Source organism: Agrococcus sp. SGAir0287 (assembly GCF_005484985.1).
In the GTDB taxonomy this organism is placed as follows: domain Bacteria; phylum Actinomycetota; class Actinomycetes; order Actinomycetales; family Microbacteriaceae; genus Agrococcus.
Map to the genome: position 1 here is coordinate 1,070,863 of NZ_CP027942.1, position 13,914 is coordinate 1,084,776.

13 protein-coding genes and 1 tRNA gene are annotated in these 13,914 nt (G+C 73.4%); 6 read left to right on the plus strand and 8 right to left on the minus strand.

Annotated elements, in window-relative coordinates; all coding sequences use genetic code 11:
- Positions 1-25: 25 nt before the first annotated feature.
- Both C1N71_RS05025 and C1N71_RS05030 read left to right on the plus strand, forming a co-directional pair.
- Positions 26-102: transfer RNA gene (locus tag C1N71_RS05025), tRNA-Met, on the plus strand.
- Positions 103-170: 68 nt separating this feature from the next.
- Entirely contained in the window at positions 171-512 is a 342-nt protein-coding gene (locus tag C1N71_RS05030) for a CHY zinc finger protein (protein WP_137755412.1), read from the plus strand.
- A 37-nt stretch (positions 513-549) separates the two neighbouring features.
- Here the strand turns inward: C1N71_RS05030 and C1N71_RS05035 are convergent, their stop codons facing one another.
- Both C1N71_RS05035 and C1N71_RS05040 read right to left on the minus strand, forming a co-directional pair.
- Entirely contained in the window at positions 550-1,257 is a 708-nt protein-coding gene (locus C1N71_RS05035; protein ID WP_137755413.1) for an AIM24 family protein, read from the minus strand.
- Positions 1,254-1,574: a thiamine-binding protein gene (locus C1N71_RS05040; RefSeq protein WP_137755414.1), complete on the minus strand. Its 321-nt coding sequence runs from the start codon at positions 1,572-1,574 to the stop codon at positions 1,254-1,256. Before C1N71_RS05040 ends, C1N71_RS05035 begins: the two co-directional genes overlap by 4 nt.
- Before the next feature lie 73 nt (positions 1,575-1,647).
- Between C1N71_RS05040 and C1N71_RS05045 the strand changes: the two genes are divergently transcribed.
- Entirely contained in the window at positions 1,648-2,457 is an 810-nt protein-coding gene (locus tag C1N71_RS05045; RefSeq protein WP_137755415.1) for a carbon-nitrogen hydrolase family protein, read from the plus strand.
- Between the two features lie 16 nt (positions 2,458-2,473).
- Here the strand turns inward: C1N71_RS05045 and C1N71_RS05050 are convergent, their stop codons facing one another.
- Positions 2,474-3,682 (minus strand): aminotransferase class I/II-fold pyridoxal phosphate-dependent enzyme, encoded by a 1,209-nt coding sequence (locus C1N71_RS05050; RefSeq protein ID WP_137755416.1) that lies wholly within the window; start codon positions 3,680-3,682, stop codon positions 2,474-2,476.
- Positions 3,683-3,782: 100 nt separating this feature from the next.
- Here C1N71_RS05050 and C1N71_RS05055 point away from each other — a divergent pair, with 100 nt between their 5' ends.
- Positions 3,783-5,420: a S1C family serine protease gene (locus C1N71_RS05055; RefSeq protein WP_254678106.1), complete on the plus strand. Its 1,638-nt coding sequence runs from the start codon at positions 3,783-3,785 to the stop codon at positions 5,418-5,420.
- 180 nt (positions 5,421-5,600) lie between these two features.
- Positions 5,601-8,207 carry a CDP-glycerol glycerophosphotransferase family protein gene (locus C1N71_RS05060; RefSeq protein ID WP_137755417.1) on the plus strand — a complete coding sequence of 869 codons (2,607 nt, stop codon included), beginning with the start codon at positions 5,601-5,603 and terminating at the stop codon, positions 8,205-8,207.
- On the opposite strand, the gene C1N71_RS05065 is transcribed toward C1N71_RS05060, so the two are convergent.
- Complete coding sequence (locus tag C1N71_RS05065) at positions 8,204-9,268, minus strand: glycosyltransferase family 2 protein (RefSeq protein ID WP_368074140.1); 1,065 nt, start codon at positions 9,266-9,268, stop codon at positions 8,204-8,206. The two genes, C1N71_RS05060 and C1N71_RS05065, sit on opposite strands and share 4 nt — an antisense overlap.
- 64 nt (positions 9,269-9,332) lie before the next feature.
- Here C1N71_RS05065 and C1N71_RS05070 point away from each other — a divergent pair, with 64 nt between their 5' ends.
- The gene (locus C1N71_RS05070) at positions 9,333-10,616 is read left to right on the plus strand and encodes a CDP-glycerol glycerophosphotransferase family protein (RefSeq protein WP_137755419.1); all 1,284 of its coding nucleotides are present in this window, start codon (positions 9,333-9,335) and stop codon (positions 10,614-10,616) included.
- Here C1N71_RS05070 and C1N71_RS05075 read toward each other — a convergent pair.
- From C1N71_RS05075 to C1N71_RS05090, 4 genes are read right to left on the minus strand one after another with little or no spacing between them, the layout of a single operon-like run.
- A complete protein-coding gene (locus C1N71_RS05075; RefSeq protein WP_137755420.1) occupies positions 10,613-11,503 on the minus strand; it encodes a hypothetical protein in 891 nt (296 codons plus the stop codon). The genes C1N71_RS05070 and C1N71_RS05075 overlap by 4 nt on opposite strands.
- Positions 11,500-12,240: an ABC transporter ATP-binding protein gene (locus tag C1N71_RS05080; RefSeq protein WP_137755421.1), complete on the minus strand. Its 741-nt coding sequence runs from the start codon at positions 12,238-12,240 to the stop codon at positions 11,500-11,502. The genes C1N71_RS05075 and C1N71_RS05080 overlap by 4 nt, the downstream gene beginning before the upstream one ends.
- Positions 12,240-13,067, minus strand: coding sequence for an ABC transporter permease (locus tag C1N71_RS05085; RefSeq protein WP_137755422.1), 828 nt, complete (start codon positions 13,065-13,067; stop codon positions 12,240-12,242). The genes C1N71_RS05080 and C1N71_RS05085 overlap by 1 nt, the downstream gene beginning before the upstream one ends.
- 60 nt (positions 13,068-13,127) lie before the next feature.
- The gene (locus tag C1N71_RS05090; protein WP_137755423.1) at positions 13,128-13,817 is read right to left on the minus strand and encodes a phosphocholine cytidylyltransferase family protein; all 690 of its coding nucleotides are present in this window, start codon (positions 13,815-13,817) and stop codon (positions 13,128-13,130) included.
- Between the last annotated feature and the right edge of the window lie 97 nt (positions 13,818-13,914).

Genomic DNA, 13,914 nt, shown 5'->3' on the forward strand with positions numbered 1-13,914 from the left:
GCCGTGCTAGAGTCGTATCTCGTGCCGCGGGGTGGAGCAGTTCGGTAGCTCGCCGGGCTCATAACCCGGAGGTCGCAGGTTCAAATCCTGTCCCCGCAACCATGTGACGCAGAAGGCCCGCCTGATGGCGGGCCTTCTGCATTGGCACGATGGCCGACGGAGGGGAGCGGATGCAGCAGTCCCGACCTCCCGTGCTCGGCCCCGTGATCGACGACGAGACCCGCTGCGTCCACTGGTCGTCGCCCCTCGACGTCGTCGCCATCCGCTTCGCGTGCTGCGACGCGTTCTACCCGTGCGACGCCTGCCATGCGGAGGCAGCGGATCACCCGGCGACGACGTGGCCGGCGGATGCACGCGCCGAGGTCGGGGCGATGTGCGGCGTCTGCGGGCACCTGCTGACGATCGACGCCTACGGCCTCGCCGACGCGTGCCCGGCGTGCGCAGCGCCGTTCAACCCCGGCTGCGCGCTGCACTGGCACCGGTACTTCGACGGCCCGCCTCCCAGCGCCTGAGCGCGGGGGAGACGGGCCGACGGATGCGGTGCCGCGGCTAGCCGAACAGGCTCACGCCGCTCGAGCCGCCGCCGTTCTGGCCCGTCGTCTGCGGGCGCCCCTCGGAGGGCTGCACGACGACGAAGCCGGGGCCGTGGAAGGCGAGCTGGAACGCCTCGCCGGTGCCGCCGCGCAGCAGGGAGCGCATGTTCATCGAGTTCACGACCTGCGGCTGCAGGTTCGCCGACCAGCACACCGCGGCCTGCGGGTCGACGAACGTCGGCTGCTGCGAGCAGTCGAGCAGCAGCGGCTCGCCGTCGCACGTCACCGCGACGGTGCCGAAGCCGCCGATCTCGAGGTTGAAGAGGCCGCCGGCCATGAATCCGCCGCCGCGCAGCATCTTGATGTCCCACTGCAGCGAGTGGTCGAAGGCGAGGAGGCTCTCGCCGTTGACCGTGAGCCCCTCGTTCTCGAGCGTGACCGTGAAGATGTTCTGCGCGTCGCGCGCGAGGAAGACCTCGCCCTGGCCCTGCATGCGCATGAGCGGCGCGCCCTCGCCGGTGAGCGCCTTCTTCAGGAACTTCTCGACCGAGCCGGCACCCTCGTGGTGGAACTGGATCTGCCCCTGGTAGGCGACCATCGAGCCCTTGGCGGCGATGACGTCGGTGCCCGTGACGTTGACGCGCATCATCCGCTCGGACTGCTTGACCCAGCGCTCCTGGGTCTGCTTCTCGTGGTACGCCTGCGAGAACAGCTCGCTCTTCATCGATCCTCCTCGGCCCCTGGACCCTCGAGCGCCCGCTCGAGCCGCTCGACCTTGCCGCCGAGCTCGCCGGACCATCCTGGCCGGATGTCGGCCTTCAGCACCAGGGATGCGCGCGGCGAGATCTCGAGGATGGCGTCGGTCGCGGCCCTCACGACGGCCATGACCTCGTCCCACTCGCCCTCGATGGTCGTGAACATGGCGTCGGTCCGGTTCGGCAGGCCCGACTCGCGCACGATGCGCACGGCCTTCGCGACGGCGTCGTGCACGGAGCCGTCGGGTCCCGCCGTCCCTGGCGCGACCGAGAATGCGACGAGCATGTCGCTCCCTTCGTTCGGTTCGCGCTCATCCTCTCGTGCCTGCGGCCCGAGGCCGCTGCATAGGCTGGGGCGCATGGCCACGCCGTCGACCCTCCTCGCCGCCGCCGTCCAGTGGGCGCCGGGCGCCGACCCCGCCGAGAACCGTGCGGCGGTGACGCGGCTCGTGGCCGCTGCCGCGCAGCGCGGCGCGCGCCTCGTCGTGCTGCCGGAGTACTCGCAGGCGTTCGCCGCCGACATGGCCGCGCTCGCGCCGACGGTCGCCGAGCCGCTCGACGGCCCGTTCGTGGCGACGCTGCAGCAGGCTGCGGCCGCGGCAGGTGCCGTGGTCGTCGCCGGGCTGGTCGAGCGCATCGACCACGGCACGCGCGTCGCGAACACCGTCGTCGCCGTCGACGGCGAGCGACTGCTCGCCGCGTACCGCAAGGTGCACCTCTACGACGCGTTCGGCGCGCGGGAGTCCGACTGGCTCACGCCCGGCGACCCCGCCCAGCGGCCCGTGATCGACGTCGACGGCCACGGCATCGGCATCCAGACCTGCTACGACGTGCGGTTCCCCGAGCAGTCGCGCCTGCTCGTGGATGCGGGCGCCGACGTGCTCGTCGTGCCGGCCGAGTGGGTGCGCGGTCCGCTCAAGGAGCACCACTGGGTCACGCTCGTCACGGCGCGTGCGATCGAGAGCACCGTCCACGTCGTCGCGGCCGACCACGCGCCGCCGATCGGCGCGGGACGCTCGCTCGTCGTCGACCCCATGGGCGTCGCGCTCGCACAGCTCGGCGAGGCCGAGGGCATCGCGCTCGCGCCCATCGATCCCGCGCGCACGGCGAGCGTGCGCGAGCGCAACCCGTCGCTCGCGAACCGCCGCCATCGCGTCGTCGGCGGCTGAAGCGCGAGCTGCCGCGTCAGGCGGGCGTCGCCTCCGCGAGCCCGCGCAGCGCGCCGAGCCGGTCGACCGCGTCGCGCAGCACCTCGTCGCGCTTGCAGAACGCGAACCGCATCCAGGGCCGCAGGTCGCGCCGGGAGGCGCGGGCGAAGGGTGCGAGCGGCACGCCGACGACGCCCGCGAGCTCCGGCAGGCGCCTGGCGAGGTCGGTGGCGTCGGCGAACCCGAGGTCGGAGCCGGCGGCGAGCACGAAGTAGCCCGCCTGCGCATCCGGCACCGTGAACCCGACCGAGCGCAGCCCGCGGGTGAGCAGGTCGCGCTTGCGGGCGAACGTGGCCGCGAGGGTGTCGAAGGCCTCGTCGTCCATGCGCAGCCCTGCGGCGATCGCAGGCTGGAACGGCGCGCCGTTCACGAACGTCAGGTACTGCTTCACCGAGACGATCTGCGTGACGCGCTCGGGCGTCGACACGAGCCAGCCGACCTTCCAGCCGGTCGTCGAGAACGTCTTGCCACCGGAGCCGATCGACACGAGCCGATCGCGGGCGCCGTCGATGGATGCGATGGGCACGTGCCGTCCGTCGTAGACGAGGTGCTCGTACACCTCGTCGGTGACGATGAGGGCGTCGCGGCGCTCGGCGCAGCGCACGATCTCGCGCAGCACGTCCTCGTCGAAGACGATGCCCGTCGGGTTGTGCGGCGAGTTCACGATCACCATGCGCGTGCGCGACGTGAAGGCGCGCTCGATGCGCTCGAGGTCGGGCTCGAACGTCGGCGGCGTGAGCGGGATGGGCACGATGCGCGCCCCCGCGAGGCCCGCGACCGCCGCGTACGCGTCGTAGTAGGGCTCGAAGACGACCACCTCGTCGCCCGGCTCGAGGTAGGCGAGCATCGTGGCGGCGAGCGCCTCCGTCGCGCCGGCGGTCACGAGCACCTCGGCGGTCGTCGTGCCGAGGCCGTACCAGCGGCGATGATGCTCGGCGACGGCTTCGAGCAGGTCGGGGTGACCGCGGCCGGGGCCGTACTGGTTGACGCCGTCGCGGATGGCGCGCTGCGCCGCCTCGAGCACGACCGCGGGGCCGTCGAAGTCGGGGAAGCCCTGCCCCAGGTTGACGGCGCCCGTGCGCGTGGCGAGGGCGGTCATCTCTGCGAAGATCGTCGACGCGAGCGTCCCGTCCCTGCCCAGGAGCCCGGCCGCCGCCGCCGTCCGCTGCCACGGTGCATCGCTCATGCCCCCACGGTAGTCGACGTGCAGCGCGCGCCCAGGAACCGAATCCGCGGCATGGACGACGCATAGGGATCGCACTGGTGGGAGGCGTCCCATGGTGGTCATGACGAACGAGGAGCGCGGCCAGGAGCCGCAGGACCACGCGACCGGCTGGCCGCACGAGCCGCAGCAGGACGCCGCCTGGGGGCAGCCCTCGCGCGAGGTGCCGCCGCCGCCGATGGCGCACGAGCAGCAGTCCGCCACGGACGCCGACGCGGCCGCCGCACCGGCGGCGCCGTCGAGCCCCGAGCACGGGCACCGGCCCCACCTGTGGCATCGGGCGCCGTCGGCGCCGCAGCAGCAGGACCCGGCGCAGGCGCAGGCCGCCGAGCACCACCCGCGCCTGTGGCACCGCGCCGCCGCGACGCCCGAGCACCACGGTGGCCCGCAGCACCACGCAGCGCCGCCGGCATCGACGTGGCAGCAGCCCGCCGCGTCGTCGCTGCACCAGCAGGCGCCCGGATCGTACGCGCACGCCCCCGGCACGCCGTCCGGGCCCGGTGCGGGCTTCGGCGCCGCGGCCGCGCCCGAGCCGCGGCGTCGACGCTCGCGCCCCGTCGCGATGCTCGCCCTCGCGGGCCTGCTCGGCGGCACGGTGCTCGGCGGCGCGGCCGGCGCGACGGCGGCGACGCTCGTGGCGCAGCAGGGCGGCTCGTCGACGTCGGCCACGAGCGAGGCGACGATCACCGGTGCGAGCGCCACGGACCCCACGACGATCGCCGACGTCGCGCAGCAGGCCTCGCCCTCGGTCGTGACCGTCCAGGCGACGTCGTCGGCCGGCTCGGGCACGGGATCGGGCGTCGTCGTCGGGGCGGGCGGCATCATCGTCACGAACAACCACGTCGTCACGCTCGACGGCCAGGCCTCGGACGCGACCATCACGGTCGAGACGAGCGACGGGCGGCTGCTGGACGCGACCGTCGTCGGCACCGACCCGACCGTCGACCTCGCAGTGCTCCGCGTCGACGCCGACCTGCCGGTCATCACGTTCGCGGACTCGAGCTCGGTCGCCGTCGGCGACACGGCGATCGCGATCGGCGCGCCGCTCGGGCTGTCGAACTCCGTCACCGACGGCATCGTGTCGGCCGTGAACCGCGGCCTGCAGATCTCGTCGAGCGCGACCGACCAGCAGCAGTCGCCGCAGGCGCAGCAGTCGCCGTTCGGCTTCTGGAGCCAGCAGGGCACGCAGGCGGCGCAGGAGACGATCTCGATCCCCGTCATCCAGACCGACGCGTCGATCAACCCAGGCAACTCCGGTGGCGCGCTGCTGAACGCGGCCGGCCAGCTCATGGGCGTCAACGTCGCGATCGCCTCGATGGGATCCTCCGACTCGTCGTCGCAGGCCGGCTCCATCGGCATCGGCTTCGCGATCGAGGGCTCGCTCGTGCAGCGCGTCGTCGACGAGATCGTCGCGACGGGCACGGCGACGCACGGCCTCCTGGGCGCGTCGGTCTCCGACGTGACGGACGCGAGCGTCGGTCGCACGGGAGCGCAGCTCGCGGACATCACCGCGGGCGGCCCCGCGGCGGCGGCCGGCCTCCAGTCGGGCGACGTCGTGACCGCCGTCGACGGCACCCCCGTCGGCAGCGCGACCGACCTCACGGCGCAGATCCGCGCCGAGGCCGGCGGCTCGACCGTCACGCTCACGATCCTTCGCGGCGGCTCCGAGCAGGACGTGTCGGTCACGCTCGGCACGCTCTGACGACGACACGAGACGCGGCGCGGCATCGCTTCGAGGCGATGCCGCGCCGCGTCCTCGTATGCTGGCGGCATCGCACTCCAGGTCTCGCGGCGCACCCTGCGCACGCTGCTCGCCCTGCCGGCCGTCGCGCTCGGCGCAGCGGCGTCGCTCGTCGTCCCGCGCGACCGTCGCCGCTGGGTCGTGGGCTGCGGCTCGGGCGTCGGCGAAGGGGCGCTGCCGCTCGCGCTCGCCGCGCAGGCGCGCGGCGACGAGGTCGTGTGGATCGCGCGCAGCGACCGCGAGGTCGCCGACGCCGCCGCGCACGGGCTCGCCAGCGCGCGCGGCTGGCGCGCGTTCGTCGCGACGCTGCGGGCCGGCGTCGTGGTCGTGACGCACGGCTTCGGCGACGTGTCGCGCGCGGGCGTGCACGGTGCGTTCGTCGTGCACCTCTGGCACGGCATCCCGCTCAAGCACCTGCATCGGGACGCGCCGGGCTGGCTGCGCATCGCGGGTGTGCCCGACGTCGCCCCCGTGCGGCGGCTGCTGCGCGAGGCGCATCGGCGCTCGGCGTCGCGCATCCGCCTGCTCCCGGTCGCCTCGGAGCGCGCCGCGAGCCGCATGCGCTCGGCGCTCGGGATCGGCGACGACGTCGTGCGCGTGCTCGGCGACGCGCGCGTCGACGTGCTCGCACGCGGCGACGAGCCCGCGGCGCGCGCGGCCGCGGCGGCGCTGCTCGACCGCTCGGGAGCGCGCGGCCGCGCGACGGTGCTCTACGCGCCGACGTGGCGCGACGGCGCCGCGGATCCCGCCGTGCCGACCGCCGACGAGTGGCGACGGATCGCCGCGTGGCTCGACGCGCACGACGCGCGCCTCGTGGTGCGCTCGCATCCCCACGGCCTCGGCGACTACGCCGCCGGCGCCGCGGCGAGCGAGCGCATCGGGCTGCTGGGCCACGACCTCCTCGCCGACGTGACGCCCGCGCTGCCCGGCGTCGACCTGCTCGTGACCGACTTCTCGTCGATCGCCTACGACGCCGCGACGCTCGCGATCCCCACGCTGCTGCTCGCGCCCGACCTCGCGTCGTACGCCGCGTCGCGCGGGCTCTACGACCTCTACGCCACGTTCTCGGGCGGTCGGCACGCGCGGACGTGGGACGGGCTGCTCGCGTGGGCGAGCGAGGTCGCCGAGCCCGGGCCGGCGCGCGACGAGCGGCTCGCGCACGCCCGACGACTCGTCGCCGACCACGTGACGGCGTTCGGCGGCTCGACCCAGCGCGTGCTGCGGGCGATCGACGCCGGCCGCGGGCTCAGCGAGGCGCCCGCCGAGCCGCAGGCGCCCGCCTCCGTGCGCGCCGTGTGGCGCGAGGGCGAGCGGATGCGCCTGCGGATCGATCCGGGCGCGACCCGGCCGGCAGCGGTGCGGCTGCGCAGCGGGCGCGAGACCATCGCCGGCGAGCTGGCTGCGGGCGACGGGCTCGAGGCGTCGCTGCCGCTCACGCGCTCGCGCTGGGGCGGCCCGCGGCTCGTGCTGCCGAGCGACGCGTACGTCGTCGAGCTGCTCGACGACGCGGGCGCTCGCATCGCGCTCGCGCCGCCGACGACCCTGCCGCGGACCGAGCTCGCGCTCGACGCGCGCATCGCGATCGAGGCGCGCGAGGCGTCGATCGCCATCGTGCTCGCGCCGCCCCTCACCGACGCCGAGCGCGCCCCTGGCGCGCAGCGCGCGATGCAGCGCCGCCACCTCGGCAGCCCTCGGCCGCAGCGCGCCGTGATGCTCGAGGCGTTCTACGGCACGGCCGCCGCGTGCAATCCGGCCGGCATCGATCGCGCCCTCGCGGCCATCGCGCCCGACGTCGCGCGCGCCTGGTCCACCGTCGACGGCTCCGTGCCGATCCCGGAGGGCGCCGTGCGCGTCGTCGAGGGCACCGAGGCCTGGTGGCGGCTGCGCGGCGGCGCGCGTGCGCTCGTCGTCAACGACTGGCTGCGGAAGCGGCATCGCCGGATGCGGCATCAGCGGGTCGTGCAGACCTGGCACGGCACGCCGCTCAAGCGACTCGCGCTCGAGCGCGACGGGCAGAGCCTGCGCACCCGCGTCGCCTCCGTGCTCGAGGGGCGTCGATGGGACGTGCTGCTCGCGCAGAACGCCTTCGCCGCCGAGCACCTGCGCGCCGCCTACGCGTTCCGGGGGCCCGTGTGGCAGCTCGGCTACCCGCGCGGCGACGCCGTGCGCGCCGGCGACCGCGACGGCATCCGCGCGCGGCTCGGCGTGCCTCGCCACGCGCGCGTCGCGCTCTACGCGCCCACCTGGCGCGACGACCGCGTCGCCGAGGTCGACCACGTCGACGTCGCGGCGCTCGCGGCTCGGCTCGGCGAGGGCTGGCGGGTCGTCGTGCGCGGCCACGCGAGGTCCCGCACGGGCGGGGGACTCGACCTCTCCAGCGAGGGGGTCGTCGACGCCACGACCTACCCCGACGTCGCCGAGCTGCTCGCCGCGGCCGACGTGCTCGTCACCGACTACTCGTCGGTCATGTTCGACGCCGCGGCCATCGAGCTGCCGACCGTCTTCGCCGTGCCCGACCTCGACGACTACCGCGATCGCCTGCGCGGCTTCACGTTCGACCTGGCCGAGGCGGCGCCCGGCCCCTTCGCGCGCACGCTCGACGACCTCGTCGACGCCGTGCTCGCCGCGGGGCCCGGGGACGGTTGGGACGAGCGTCGCGCGGCCTGGCACGAGCGCTTCGCTCCGCTCGACGACGGGCACGCGGGGGAGCGCGTCGTGCGCAGGATGCTCGACGAGGGCATCCTCTAGCGCGTCGGCCCGCCCTCGCTGCGCGACGTGTCACGATTCGTGCCGGCGCCGCGCACGACGCCCTGCAGGAAGCCGGTGCCCCAGGCGAGGTGCATGACGGCGATCACGCCCGCGAACCGCAGCCGATCGCCGAGCGATCCTGGCGTCGTCACGACCGCGAGCGCGAGCAGCAGCAGGTACGCGAGCGGCGCGAGGCCGAGCAGCGTCGCGACGACCGCCAGCCACGCCGGCACCGCGGCGACGAGCGCGACGATCGCGGTCGCGAGGCCGACGAGCACGGACAGCGCCACGGCGACCACGAGCGCAGGCGGCACGAAGAACCGCACGCCGTTGCTCGCGCCGATCCGTCGCACGAGCTCGCCGCGCCACACCCCGGTCGAGTGGAACTGCCTGGCGAGCTTCGCCCACGTCTCGCGGGGCCAGTACGTCACCTGCAGCGCGGGGTCGAACCACACGAGATGCCCCGCCTGCCGCAGGCGGTAGTTGAGCTCCCAGTCCTCGCCGCGCCGCAGCGTCTCGTCGTACCCGCCGACGGCCTCGAGCGCATCGCGGCGGAAGACCCCGAGGTAGGCGGACTCCGTCGGTCCCGCCTCGCCGCCGACGTGGTACGAGCCGCCGCCGAGCCCGATGCGCGACCGGTAGCCGCGCGCGACGGCGCGCTGCAGCGGGGTCTCGCCCGTCGCGAGCATGAGGCCGCCGACGTTCGCCGCTCCCGACTCCTCGAGGGCGCGCACGGCGATGCGCGTGTATTCGGTCGGGATCTGCGTGTGCGCGTCGACGCGCATCACGACGTCGTGCCGGCTCGCGGCGATCGCGAGGTTGAGGCCGATCGGGATGTCCATGCCGGGGTTCGGCACGAGCCGGATGCGAGGATCCTCGGCGGCGAGGCGCTCGGCGACCGCGTCGGTGCCGTCGCTCGAGGGACCGAGGGCGAGCACGAGCTCGCGCTCGCCGGGGTAGTCCTGCGCCATGACCGTCTCGACCGCCGCGGCGAGGTAGCGCGCCTCGTTGAGCACGGGCATCACGTACGAGACGCCCGGCCACGCACGCTCTCCAGTCACCGAGCCAGCATGGCAGAGGTCCCCGGTGCCGAGCCGCACGCGCCGCTCTCGTAGGCTGGAGACCATGCCGCTGCGACGCGACCTCGCCGCCGCCCGCCGACTGCTTCGGAACGGGCTGCGTTCGCGACGCAACCGCGCGGAGGTCGCCCGGGTCCGCGCTCGCCACGAGACCGTGCATCCGCGCGACGTCGAGATCGTCGTCTACTACGCGGACGGGCCGGTGAACCTCTACCAGCTGCGCCAGTGGTACGCGCCGCTCGCCGAGCTCGCGCGCACGCATCCCGTCGGCATCCTCGCCCGCAGCCCGGGCGCCGCGCTGCAGCTGTGGCAGGAGACCGACCTGCCGGTGTTCTCGGTGACGCAGGTCGCCGACATCGAGGCGTTCCTCGAGCACCGCGGACCGCGGCTCGTGCTGTACGTGAACCAGAACGCCAAGAACTTCCAGATGATGCGCTACGGGCGCATGTGGCACGTGTTCATCAACCACGGCGAGTCCGACAAGATGTACATGACCACGAACCAGTTCAAGGCGTACGACTACGCGCTCGTCGCCGGGCAGGCGGCGCGCGACCGGCTCGGGGCGCGACTGTGGGACTACGACCTCGAGCGGCGCACGCTCGAGATCGGCAGGCCGCAGGCCGATCACTTCGCCGGTCCCGTGCCGTATCCGGCCGACGGGCGCCGCGTCGTGCTCTACGCGCCGACGTGGGAGGGCGACCGCCCCGCCGCCGCCTACGGCTCGATCGCCTCGCACGGCGTCGACCTGGCGGAGGCGGTGCTCGCGAGCGACCGGCACCGCCTCGTGTACCGGCCGCATCCGCGCTCGGGCGTGCTCGACGCGGGCTACCGCGCGGCGCACGAGCGCATCGTCGCGATGATCGCCGCCGCGAACCGTCGCGACCCCGCGGCGCAGCACGTGCACGACGACGGCCCGCAGCTCGGCTGGCAGCTCGCCGACGCCGACGTCGCGATCACCGACGTCTCCGCCATGGTCTACGACCGCCTCGCGGTCGGCCGCCCCATCCTCATCACGCGTCCGGTCTCCGCGGAGGCGGACGTCGACGAGCGCGGCTACCTCGGCGCCTGCGAGTGGCTCGAGGCCGGCATCGCCGATCCGCTCGCCGAGATCGATCGCGTCGCGGAGGACGCCGAGGCCCTCGAGCGCCTCGAGCGCTGGAGCACGCACTACTTCGGCGACACCTCCCACGGCAGCGCCACCGCCCGCTTCCACGCGGCGATCGAACGGCTGCTCGCGATCTGGGCGGAGCACGCCGAGCGGCACCGCACCGATGCGTTCGAGGTCGAGGTCGACGACGACGCGCCGGAGGACGACGGCCCGACGCCCTAGGACGTCGGAGGAGCGTCCGAGTCCGCGCCGGGCGCCTCGTCGTCGCCGCGACGCCGCAGCCGATCGAGCGCGCGTCCGCCGAAGCCCGGCCTCCGGTTCGCCTCGTACCCGTGCTGGATGCGCTCGCTCGCCGACCCCGGCTTCAGCCGCTTGGGCCGCTGCGCCTTCGGCAGCGGCTCGAGGTCGGGGTCGAACCACGCCGGCGGCGGCCCGAAGGCGTCGCGCGCGTTGCGCACGATGTGGCGGCCGAGGATGTGGTTGCCGACGCCGCCCACGACCGCGCCGATGCCGAACGGCAGCGCGCGGCCGAGCATCGAGCGACCCGTCTGCGCCGTCATGCGCTTGAGGAACGCGCGCTTCAGGTAGTCGACGATCGTGTTCGCCACGAAGCCCGACGGCAGCGTCGTCGTGATGAGCTGGCCCCAGAACGCGTCGCCGCCCGCGCCGCGGCCGAGCGACTGCTCGGTGACGCGCCGCACGAGCGACGAGCCCTCCGAGCCGAGCATGAGCGACATCACGAGCGCCTTCGCGCGCTCGGGATCCTGCACGTGCAGGCCGTGCACCTCGGTGACGGCCTGCGCGAAGAAGGCGCTCGCCTCGAGGAACGCGACGGTCTCGGCGACCGTGAGGCCGAGGGATGCCGCGGTGCCGACGCCCGGTGCCACGGCGGTCGCGCCGACGGCGGCGCCCGACGTCGACACGGCGGCGAGGTACTGCTTCTCGAGCCGCGCGATGAGCTGCTCGGGCGTGAGCTGCGGATTCTTCCTGCGCACCTCGCGCAGATGGTTCACGACGAGCGGTCGCTGCTTCTGCACCACCGCGTCGATCGTCTTCACGAGCCAGCCCATGTCCTGCTGGATCTGCGGCTCCCGGCGTGCGTCGCTCATGCCTTCCCCCCGTGGTCTCGTCCGTATCGCTCCAGCACATCCTCGATGGGACCGTCCATGACGAGCGAGCCCTTGTCGAGGTAGAGGCCCCTGGTGCAGAAGCGCTTGAGATCACGTTCGTTGTGCGAGACGAGGAAGAGCGTGCGGCCCTCGGCCAGCATCGCCTCGATGCGCTGGTAGCACTGCTCGCGGAACGCCTTGTCGCCCACGGCGAGCACCTCGTCGACGAGCAGGATCGGCTCGTCGAGCCGCGACACGACGGAGAACGCGAGCCGCACCTTCATGCCGCTCGAGAGGTGCTTGTACGGCGTGCCGACGAAGTCCTCGATGCCCGCGAAGCCGATGATCTCGTCGAAGGCGGCATCGATCTCGGCCTTCGTCATCCCGTGCAGCCCCGCGGTCAGGTAGACGTTGTCGCGCACCGTGAGGTCGGCGACGAAGCCTCCCGTGATCTCGATGAGCGGGGCGACGCCGCCGTGCACCGCCACCGAGCCCTCGTCGGGCAGGACGACGCCCGCGACGAGCTTCAGCAGCGTCGACTTGCCCTGGCCGTTGCGGCCGACGACGCCGATCGCCTCGCCCGCCTCCACGCGGAAGGACACGTCGCGCAGCGCCCAGAACTCACCCGGCCGCGTGCGCCTGGCGCCCCCGGCGAAGAGGTCCTTGAAGGAGCGGCGCGACGAGCGCGTGCGCTTGAAGCGGATGCCGAGGCTCGACGCCTCGATGACGGCGGCCATCACACCTCCTTCAGCACGGCGCCGATGCTGCGGCGGAAGACGAGGATGCCGACGAGCAGCACGAGCGCGGTGATGCCGGCGGAGATGCCGACGGCCGTCCAGTCGAGCGCCTCCGGGAAGAACGTCGAGCGGTAGATCGACAGGATGCCGGCGAGCGGGTTGAGGGCGCCGAGCGTCTGCAGGCTCGCGGGCAGGTCGCCGAGGTCGTAGATGATGGGCGTCGCGTAGAACGCGAACCGCAGCACGAGCTTGACGGCGCGCTCGAGGTCGCGGAAGAAGACCGTGAGCGGCGCGACGATGAGGCCGATGCCGAGCACGAGCGCCGCCTGCAGCACGATGCCGAGGGGGAAGAGCACGATCTCCCAGCCCACGTGCACGAGGTCCCAGCCGAGCGTCGCGCCCGCGATCACCGCGAACAGGGCGAGCACGGGCAACGACGCGACGAACTCGATGCCCTTCGCGAGCGTCAGTCGCGCGACCCAGATCGTCGGCGGCACCTTCGTTGAGCGGATGAGCCGGGCCTCCTTGATGAAGGCGCGCGTCGAGTCCGACACGGCGCCGCTCATCCACATCCACGGCAGCAGACCGCTCAGCAGGAACACGATGTACGGCTCGTAGCCGACGTCGCGCTGGAAGACGACGGTGAAGACGAAGTAGTAGATCGCGCTCATCGCGAGCGGATCGAGCACCGACCAGAGGTAGCCGAGGAACGACGTGGAGTACCGCACCCGAAGGTCGCGGGACGTGAGCAGCCACAGGCTGTGCCGATAGCGACGAGCGGGCGACCAGGAGTCGCGAGCGTGCGTCGGGGCGGTCACCCTCGTCATCCTAGGTCGCCGGACACGCAGCGACGCCGGTCGCCACGAGGCGACCGGCGTCGAGTGCGATCAGACGTAGAGGTTCGCTCGGTCGAGGTCCTCGGCGAAGTCGACCTCCACCGCGAACAGGTCCGAGATGTCGAGCGGCTGCACCCGGATGCCGGACTCGGCGATCGCGGTCTCGATGCCACGCTCGAAGTAGTCCTGCGCGTCGCAGCGCTGCAGGTGGCGGATGAGCGTGGCCTTGTCGGTCGACGAGATGAAGTTGATGCCGATGGCCTCGCCGAGGCCGCCCTTCACGGTCTTCGACAGCTCCGCGATGTCGCCACGCGCGTCGAGGGTGTACTTGACCTCCTCGTCGGAGACCTTCGAGGTGTCGACGGCGACCGTCGACTGGTCGGCGGCGACCCGCTCGGCGACGCGTGCCAGGAGCGAGGGGTGGAAGACGACGTCGCCGTTCATCCACAGGACGCCGCCCGGCTTCGACGCGCGCAGCGCGCGCAGGAGCGACTTCGACGTGTTGGTCACGTCGTACTCGTCGTTGTAGACGTACGTGTTCTCGGGGAACGCGTCGATGATGTGGTCGGCCTTGTAGCCCACGACGGTCGTGATGCGCGCGTCGTCGAAGGCGGCGTGGATGTTCTCCACCTGCTGCTGCATGATGGTGCGGCCGTCGTTCAGCACCGTCAGGCTCTTGGGCAGCGAACGGCCCAGGCGCGAGCCCATGCCGGCTGCCAGGATCACGATCTGCGTGGTCATTGCCTTCTCCAATGCGGTGGTGCGGGACGGCCCGATCATGGCCTGTTCCCCTGACGTTCACCCAGGTCGCACCTGGGAGACACCTCACTGTGCCGTC